6 protein-coding genes are annotated in these 8,577 nt (G+C 75.1%); all 6 read right to left on the bottom strand.

Annotation, left to right across the window (positions count from 1 at the left end; all coding sequences use genetic code 11):
• Positions 1–1,414: 1,414 nt before the first annotated feature.
• Positions 1,415–2,287 (bottom strand): peptide chain release factor N(5)-glutamine methyltransferase, encoded by an 873-nt coding sequence (prmC, locus tag ABD160_RS19290; RefSeq protein ID WP_344024409.1) that lies wholly within the window; start codon positions 2,285–2,287, stop codon positions 1,415–1,417.
• Between the two features lie 97 nt (positions 2,288–2,384).
• The gene (gene prfA / locus ABD160_RS19285; protein WP_344024407.1) at positions 2,385–3,485 is read right to left on the bottom strand and encodes a peptide chain release factor 1; all 1,101 of its coding nucleotides are present in this window, start codon (positions 3,483–3,485) and stop codon (positions 2,385–2,387) included.
• An 88-nt stretch (positions 3,486–3,573) separates the two neighbouring features.
• Positions 3,574–3,795, bottom strand: a complete 222-nt coding sequence (gene rpmE, locus ABD160_RS19280; RefSeq protein ID WP_344024406.1) for a 50S ribosomal protein L31 — start codon at positions 3,793–3,795, stop codon at positions 3,574–3,576.
• A gap of 120 nt (positions 3,796–3,915) precedes the next feature.
• Positions 3,916–6,063 carry a transcription termination factor Rho gene (rho, locus tag ABD160_RS19275; RefSeq protein ID WP_344024514.1) on the bottom strand — a complete coding sequence of 716 codons (2,148 nt, stop codon included), beginning with the start codon at positions 6,061–6,063 and terminating at the stop codon, positions 3,916–3,918.
• A gap of 424 nt (positions 6,064–6,487) precedes the next feature.
• Complete coding sequence (thrB, locus tag ABD160_RS19270; protein ID WP_344024405.1) at positions 6,488–7,405, bottom strand: homoserine kinase; 918 nt, start codon at positions 7,403–7,405, stop codon at positions 6,488–6,490.
• Positions 7,405–8,421, bottom strand: coding sequence for a threonine synthase (thrC, locus tag ABD160_RS19265; protein WP_344024512.1), 1,017 nt, complete (start codon positions 8,419–8,421; stop codon positions 7,405–7,407). The genes thrB and thrC overlap by 1 nt, the downstream gene beginning before the upstream one ends.
• Positions 8,422–8,577 lie beyond the last annotated feature (156 nt).

Genomic DNA, 8,577 nt, shown 5'->3' with positions numbered 1-8,577 from the left:
CGGGCGGGGCGCGACGCAGGTGGGCAGGACGCGGCGCGACTGGCGGAGCGCAGTGCGGGCGGCGAAGCGCGGCGCGGGCGGCGAAGCGCGGCGCCGCCGGGCGGGCCGGGCGCGGGCAGGAGAGAGCGCGGCGCGGTAGGGAAGCGGCGCGGCAGGGGACGCGGCGCAGGTGAGCAGAGCGCAGCGCGGTAGGAGGCACCGCGAATGGCAGGGCGCGGAACGGCGTAGGACGCGGCGCGGCGATGCGGGGAGCGCACCGGAGCAGCGCCGCAGAGCAGGCCGGGCGGGGCGAGGCGGGGCGGGCTGCCCCGCTTGCTCGCCGAGATGCAGCTCAGCGCGCCGGAAAGATCCACAAATCGCGCTCATCTGCATCTCGATGGGTGACGGAGTGCGACTGGGGAGGGGCGGCGCCCGGCAGGGAGCAGCGCATTGCCGTGGCAGCGCGGTGCCACGGGAGGGGCAGCGCCGCGGGAAGGGCAGCGCCGCTGGAGGGGCAGCACCAAGCCGGCGGGACGAGCGCGCAGCGCAGCGTGACGCAACAGGGCCGAGCACGGCGCCGCACCGCCGGGCCGGGCTCGCCCTACCCGCCGAGATGCAGCTCAGCGGGCTCGGAAGATCCACAACTCCCGCTGATCTGCATCTCGGCGGGTGACGGGGTGCGACTCCGGGCAGGGCAACACGCGGCGGGGCGAAGCGCGAAGCGGCAGGACGCACGCCAGAGCGCGCAGCGACAGGGCGAACCCGCCCCTGCACGCCGAGATGCAGCTCAGCGCACCGGAAAGATCCACAAATCGCGCTGAGACGCATCTCGACGAGTGACAGGCTCCGACTCGGAGCGGGGCCCTCACCCGGCGGGGCGGAGTGAGGCAGCGCGGCGCGGCAGAGCCCGGCGCAGCGGGGCCGGCTGGGCGCAGCAGGACGTGGCGCGGCGGGGCAGGGCAAGCGCGGGATGCGGAGGAGCCGGGCAACGGAGCGGGCGCTGCGCGGGGCGGCAGATCGGGGCGGGGCAGGGCGCGGCAGGACGCGGCGCGGCGAGGCACGGCGGGGCCGCGGCGCGGCGCGGCGGGGCGGGGCGGGGCGCCACGCGGCGGGGCGGGGCACGGCACAACGCAGTGCGGCCTGACACGGCGCAGCGCGGCACAACGCAGCGCGGCACAACGCAGCGCGGCACAACGCAGCGCGGCACAACGCAGCGCGGCACAACGCAGCGCGGCACAACGCAGCGCGGCGGGGCACGGCGCGGCGCAGCACGGCGGGGCCGGGCGGGCAAGACGCGGGGCGCGCGGCGCGGCAGGGCGTGCGCGGCGCAGCGCGGCGGCACAGCGGGCGCGCGCGGCAGGGCGGGGCGGGGCAGAGCGGGCGGGGCGGGGCGGGGCGCGGCCTAGCGGGGCAGAGCGGGCAGGGCGGGCGCGGCTCAGTGGCTCGGGACGCGCCGGGCGGTCACGAAGCGCGGCCGGTCGTTCAGGTCGTGGTGCTCGGTGACGTCGGCGAGGGTCCGCCGCCGGCGCAGCAGCGCGGGCACCGACTCCCCGTGGGTGTCGTCGTGCTCGATCGCCAGCGCCCCGCCGTGCCGCAGCCAGCCGGTGGCCCCGCGCACCACGGCCTGGATGATCTCGGTGCCGTCCGGCCCGCCGAACACCGCGCCGGGCGGGTCCCAGCGCTCGACCTCGGGCGGCACCGGCGTGCCGTCGGGGACGTAGGGCGGGTTGCAGACGACCAGGTCGACCCCGGCCTCGAGCTCGATCAGCAGGTCCGGCCAGCGGACGTCGGCGACGTGCAGGGTCACCGGGCGCCCACCGGCGCGGACGTGCGCGTCGAGGTTGCGCCGGGTCCAGGACAGCGCGGCCGGATCGGCCTCCAGCGCGTGCACCTCGGCGTCCGGGCGGGACACCGCGAAGGCCAGCGCGAGCGCGCCGGAGCCGGTGCACAGGTCGAGCACCACCGGGCGCCGCACGTCCCGCAGCGCCCCGAGGCCCCACTCCAGGAGCAGCTCGGTCTCCGGGCGCGGGGTGAACACCCCCGGCCCGACGGCCACCTCGACCGGTCCGAGCACGGCGGTGCCGAGGATGTGCTGCAACGGTTCCCGGGTGGCGCGGCGGGTCGCGAGGGCCTGTAGGTGCGCCACCACGTCCGGGTCCACCAGCGGGATCATCGGCAGCGTCGAGCGCTGCGCGCCGAGGACGTGCGCGGCGAGCAGCTCGGCGTCGACCCGCGGGGACGCGACCCCGGCGGCGGCCAGTGTCCGCTCGGCCTCCGCGATCGCCACCCGCAGCGGCTGCCTGCTCACCGGAGTCCCCTGGTCACGGTGCCATTCTCCGGGTCGTGGCCGTGCCCGGGGCGCGACGCGACGGCGGGATCACACGGGCGGGGGACGACCGGACCGATCACGCCGCGCCGTCTCCCCCCTGGCCGGCGCCGGCGGCGGTGCCGGCCATCGCCTCGGCGCGCTCCGCGGCGACCAGGGCGGCGACGACGTCGGCCAGGTTCCCGTCGAGGACCGAGGACAGGTTGTGCGCCTTGAACCCGACCCGGTGGTCGGAGATCCGGTTCTCCGGGAAGTTGTAGGTGCGGATCCGCTCCGACCGGTCGACGGTGCGGACCTGCGAGCGCCTCGACTCCGAGGCGGCGGCCGCCGCCTCCGCCTCCGCCTTCGCCTGCAGCCGGACCCGCAGCACGTCCATCGCGCGCGCCTTGTTCTGCAGCTGGGAACGCTCGTTCTGGCACGTCACGACGATGCCGGTGGGCAGGTGGGTGATCCGGACGGCGGAGTCGGTGGTGTTGACGCTCTGCCCGCCGTGCCCGGAGGCGCGGTACACGTCGACCCGGATGTCCTTCTCGTCGATCTCGACGTCCGGCGTCTCGTCGGTGTCGGGGAACACCAGGACACCGGCCGCGGAGGTGTGGATGCGGCCCTGCGACTCGGTGACCGGGACCCGCTGCACGCGGTGCACGCCGCCCTCGAACTTCAGCGACGCCCAGACCCCGTCCGCCGGGTCCCGGCCGCGCACCGACAGCGTCACGTCCTTGAACCCGCCCAGGTCCGACGGCGTGGCGCCGAGCAGCTCGACCTTCCAGCCGCGGGACTCGGCGTACCGGGTGTACATCCGGACCAGGTCCCCGGCGAACAGCGCGGACTCCTCGCCGCCCTCGCCGGACTTGACCTCCATCAGGACGTCGTCGGAGTCGTGCGGGTCGCGCGGCACGAGCAGCTCGGTCAGCGCCGTCTCCAGCTCGACGACGCGGGTGTCGAGGGTGTCCGCCTCGGCGGCGAACGTCCGGTCCTCGGCGGCGAGCTCGCGGGCGGCGTCCCGGTCGGCCCGGACCCGCGCCAGCTCGTTCGCGGTGGTCACGATCGGGCCGAGCTGGGCGTAGCGGCGGCCGAGCTTGCGGGCCTGGGCCTGGTCGGCGAGCACGCCGGGGTCGGCGAGACGCTGCTCCAGCTCGGCGTGCTCGTCGAGCAGCGCGTCGACCGACTGGCTGGTCATGAGGTCCTCCGTCGCGGGAGCGGGCTGGGAACGCGAAACGGCGCCCGCCTCCTCGCGCGGGGCGAGGGGACGGGCGCCGTGACGGTGGCTACTGGTTGGCGCGCTGACGCTTCCCGTAACGGGCCTCGAAGCGGGCCACGCGGCCGCCGGAGTCCAGGATCTTCTGCTTGCCCGTGTAGAACGGGTGGCAGGCCGAGCAGACCTCGACGGTGATCGCACCGTTCGACTTCGTGCTGCGGGTGGTGAACTGGTTGCCGCAACCACAGGTGACCTGGGTGTCGACGTACTGAGGGTGAACGCCCTCGCGCATGGGATCTCCTCTCGGTGGCCGCCGGGTCCCTGCTTCCGCAGGGTGAACCGGAGCCGGGAAGCTGACATGCCATTCAACCACCCGGGCCCCGGCGGAATTCCCACCGGGGCCCGGGGGCCGTCAGTCGTCGTCCTTGCCGGGGGTGTTCTTGGCGACCTGCATCAGGAACTCGATGTTGGTCTTGGTTTTCTTCAGCCGGTCGAGCACCAGGTCGATCGCCTGCTGGTCGTCCAGCGCGGCGAGGACGCGGCGGAGCTTCACCATGACGGCGTGCTCGTCCGGCGACATCAGCAGCTCTTCCTTGCGGGTGCTGCTGTCGCCCACGTCGATCGCCGGGAAGACGCGCTTGTCGGCGATCTTGCGGTCGAGCTTGAGCTCGGCGTTGCCGGTGCCCTTGAACTCCTCGAAGATCACCGTGTCCATCGTGGACCCGGTCTCCACCAGCGCCGTGGCGAAGATCGTCAGCGAGCCGCCGTCCTCGATGTTGCGGGCCGCGCCGAGGAACCGCTTCGGCGGGTACAGCGCGGTCGAGTCGACACCGCCGGAGAGGATCCGGCCGGACGCCGGCGCGGCCAGGTTGTAGGCCCGGCCGAGGCGGGTGATGTTGTCCAGCAGGACGACCACGTCGTGGCCCATCTCGACGAGACGCTTGGCGCGCTCGATCGAGAGCTCCGCGACCGTGGTGTGGTCCGACGGCGGGCGGTCGAAGGTGGAGGCGATGACCTCGCCCTTCACCGACCGCTGCATGTCGGTGACCTCCTCCGGCCGCTCGTCGACCAGGACGACCATGAGGTGGCACTCGGGGTTGTTCGTGGTGATCGCGTTCGCGATGGCCTGCATGACCGTGGTCTTGCCGGCCTTCGGCGGGGAGACGATCAGCGCGCGCTGCCCCTTGCCGACCGGCATGACCAGGTCGATGACCCGGGTGGTCAGCTGGGTCGGGTCGGTCTCCAGGCGGAGCCGCTCGTTCGGGTAGAGCGGGGTCAGCTTGGTGAACTCGGGCCGGTTGCGGGCGGACTCCGGGTCCCGGCCGTTGATCGTGTCCACCCGCACCAGCGGGTTGAACTTCTGCCGCTGCTGCTCGCCCTCGCGGGGCTGGCGGACGGCGCCGGTGATCGCGTCGCCGCGGCGCAGGCCGTTCTTGCGCACCATCGACATCGACACGTACACGTCGGTCGGGCCGGACAGGTAGCCGGTGGTCCGGACGAACGCGTAGTTGTCGAGGATGTCGACGATCCCGGCGACCGGCAGCAGCACGTCGTCGTCGCGGATCTCGGTGTCGACGTTGCCGCCGCCGCCCCCGCGCTCGCGGTCCCGGCCGCGCCTGCGGTCCCGGAACCGGCGGCCGCGGCGGCCGCGGCCGTCACCGTCGTCATCGTCGTCGTCGTAGCCGCCGGCGTTCGCCGCGTTCCCGGTGTTCCCGGCATTGGCGGCGTTGCCCAGGTTCTGGGAGTTGCCGCCGCCGTTGCGGCCCGGGTTGTTCCGGCCGCCGCGGCCCCCGTCCTCGTTCCGGCCGTCGTTCCGGCCGTCACCGCGGTTGTCGGCGTTGCGGTTGTTGCGCCCGCCGCGGCCGCCGCCGTCGTTGTCCCGGTTGCGGCCGCCCCGGCCGCCGTCGCGGGAGTCGTCGCCGGAGTCCGGCTGGGCGTCCTTCTGACCTGCGTCGCGCTGGGCGGGTGCGTCGTCGCCCTGGCCACCGCGACGACGGGTGCGGGACCGGCGGCCGCCGCCCTCCTGCCCGTCGTCGTTGCGGTCGGCCTTGCGGTCCTCACCGGACGGCTCCGGCTTCGCGGGGGCCTCGGCCGGGGCGGCCGGGGTCAGCTCCGCGACCGCCGCCGCGGCGGGCGACTCCGCGGCCACGGCCGGGGTGCCGGCCTGCTCCGCGGCGGCCGGCTCGGCGGCCGACTCCGGGGCACCGGCCGGCCGGGTCGCCGCACGACGGCGGCGGGTACGCGGCGCGGGCGCCTCGGCCTGCTCGGCGGCACCGTTCGAGGCGGACCCCGCAGCGGGCTCGGCCGCAGGCGCGGCGGTGGCCTCGGCGGCGGGCTTCGCGGCCGGCTCGGGGGCCGCCGCGGTGTCGCCCAGGGGGAGCTGGGGGGCGTCGGCACCGTCGGACCCGGTCGCCGCAGGCTTGGCCTTCGACTTCCGGGCCGGGGTCGCGGCACCGCCCTGACGCTCCTTGATGGCCGCGATCAGGTCGCCCTTACGCATGCCGGAGATGTCCGGGACGTTCAGCTCGGTGGCCAGCTGACGCAGTTCCGCCAGCACCATGCCGGACAGGCCGCCGCGACGGCGGGGCGCCGCCTCGTTCGATGCGGTCCCGGTTCCGGCGAGATCGGTCTCGCTCACAGAGTTCCTTCCTGACCGACCCGGTTGTCCTGTCCAGGTCAGGGGATGTCACGCGCTTGACCGGCGCGGGTGAGCCGCACCGGCAGCATTCACAAAATGGAGCACCACGACGACGTCGCGGGTGTCAGGCCGCCCGTTCGGGATTCCGAGTCCAGTCAGAAAGGAGATCGGGCGAGCGGGCCCGGCTGCAGACTACGCGGATGTCGCGTGGATCGCCGTACAGCGCCGAGACTAGACGTATCGCTCGCGGGCGGCAACAACCCCCACCCGGCGAGTCCGCCGATCGCGGTCGTGTACGTCACGCCACCTGTCTCAACGAGCCGGGCGGCCGGCGCATTCCCGCTGCTCAGGAGACGTCGACCCGGACCCCGACGGTGTCCACCGGCAACGGCAGCACCGCAAAACCGCCGGTGTCGACGGCGTCGGGCACCGATCCGTCCGAGGTCAGCGCCAGCACCGTCGGGCCGGCACCGGAGATCGCCGCCGGCACGCCGTGCCGGCGCAGGTCCTCGACCAGCTGCAACGACGCCGGGTACGCGGCCCGCCGGTAGGGCTGGTGCAGCCGGTCCTCGGTCGCGTCCAGCAGCAGATCGGGGCGCCGGGTCATCGCCAGCACCGCGAGCGCGCACCGGCTGCCGGTGAACGCCGCGTCGGCCAGCGGGACGGTCTCCGGCAGCAGGCCGCGGGTGGTCTTCGTGGACGACTCGGTGCCCGCGACGAACGCGACCGGGTGCACGTCCGGGTGCACGTCCAGCTTCTCGGCGTGGAACCGGCGGGCCGCACCGGAGGACTCCCAGGCGACGACGAAACCACCCATCAGGCTGGCCGCCGCGTTGTCCGCGTGGCCCTCCATCCCGGCCGAGAGCTGCAGCAGCGCGTCGCGCTCCAGCGCCGCGTCCCGCCCGCAGAGCACGGCCGCGGCGGTGACGCCGGCGACCGCGGCCGCCGCCGAGCTGCCCAGCCCGCGCGAGTGCGGGATCGCGTTCGTGCAGCGCAGCCGCAGGCCGGCCGGCGCCGCCGCCGGGTCGGACCCGCCGAACAGGTCGAACGCCTGGCGCATCGCGCGCAGGACCAGATGCCGCTCGTCCCGCGGGACGTGCCGGGAGCCCTCCCCCGCGACGTCGACGAACAGGCCGGGCGTGTCGAACGTCTCGACCTCGATCTCGTCGTAGAGCCCGAGCGCCATCCCGAGCGAGTCGAAGCCGGGCCCGAGATTGGCGGTGGACCCCGGAACCCGGACGCGGACCCGTGTCGGACGACCCATCAGGCCAGCTCGAGGGCCGCCGCGACGGCGCCGGGATCGATCGGCACGATCTCCGGATCGGGCGCGGTGAGCAGCGCCGAGTCCGGGTCCTTCAGGCCGTGCCCGGTCACCGTGCAGACCACCAGCGACCCCTTCGGCAGCGTGCCGTCCGCGCTGGACTGCAGCAGGCCGGCGACGCTCGCCGCGGACGCCGGCTCGACGAACACCGCCTCCTCGGCGGACAGCAGCCGGTAGGCGGCCAGGATCTCGTCGTCGGTGACGGCGGCGAACCGGCCGTTCGACTCGTCGCGGGCGGTGGTCGCGCCGCGCCAGGACGCCGGCGCGCCGATCCGGATCGCGGTCGCCACCGTCTCCGGTTCCTTCACCGGGGCGCCGTGCACCAGCGGCGCGGCGCCGGCCGCCTGGTAGCCGAACATCCGCGGCAGCTCCGAGATCAGCCCGTCGGAGTGGTAGCCGCGGTAGCCCTTCCAGTACGCGGTGATGTTGCCGGCGTTGCCGACCGGCAGGCAGTGGATGTCCGGGGCCTGCCCGAGCTGGTCGCAGATCTCGTAGGCGGCGGACGCCTGCCCGGCGATCCGGGTCGGGTTCACCGAGTTGACCAGCGCGATCGCCGGGTAGTCGGCGGTCGTCTTGCGGGCCAGCTCCAGGCAGTCGTCGAAGTTGCCGTCGATCTGCAGGATCCGGGCGCCGTGCGCGACCGCCTGGGCCAGCTTGCCGAGCGCGATCTTGCCGCGCGGGACCAGCACCGCGCAGGTCATCCCGGCCCGGGTCGCGTACGCCGCGGCCGACGCCGAGGTGTTGCCGGTGGAGGCGCAGAGCACGCTCTGCTTGCCGTCGGCGAGCGCGGCGGTGACCGCCATCGTCATCCCGCGGTCCTTGAACGAACCGGTCGGGTTGGCGCCGTCGACCTTGAGGAACACCTGGCAGCCGGTCCGCTCGGACAGCCGCGGGGCGGGCAGCAGCGGCGTCCCGCCCTCGCCGAGGGTGACGACGGTCCAGTCCGGCTGCACCGGCATCCGGTCCCGGTACGCCTCGACGACGCCGGGCCAGTGCCCGGGCGGCGGGGGCGCCACCGCGCCGGTCGCCTGGACCGCCGGGGTCGGGCCGCCGGCGGCCGGGCCCCGGACGTTGTGCACGCTGCCGGTCATCGCCGGTCGCCTCCCCTGTTCGGC

The sequence above is a fragment of the Pseudonocardia kongjuensis genome (assembly GCF_039526905.1).
In the GTDB taxonomy this organism is placed as follows: domain Bacteria; phylum Actinomycetota; class Actinomycetes; order Mycobacteriales; family Pseudonocardiaceae; genus Pseudonocardia; species Pseudonocardia kongjuensis.
The sequence above is the reverse complement of the archived record's forward strand: the minus strand, read 5'-3'. Positions and strand labels throughout refer to the sequence as shown.

Bases quoted from the DNA above. Each gene is read 5' to 3' on its own strand.
- rho (WP_344024514.1), bottom strand. From the start codon at position 6,063: ATGGTGCTGGCGGAACTGCGTCAGCTGGCCACCGAGCTGAACGTCCCG.
- prfA (WP_344024407.1), bottom strand. From the start codon at position 3,485: ATGACCAGCCAGTCGGTCGACGCGCTGCTCGACGAGCACGCCGAGCTG.
- rpmE (WP_344024406.1), bottom strand. From the start codon at position 3,795: ATGCGCGAGGGCGTTCACCCTCAGTACGTCGACACCCAGGTCACCTGT.
- thrB (WP_344024405.1), bottom strand. From the start codon at position 7,405: ATGGGTCGTCCGACACGGGTCCGCGTCCGGGTTCCGGGGTCCACCGCC.
- thrC (WP_344024512.1), bottom strand. From the start codon at position 8,421: ATGCCGGTGCAGCCGGACTGGACCGTCGTCACCCTCGGCGAGGGCGGG.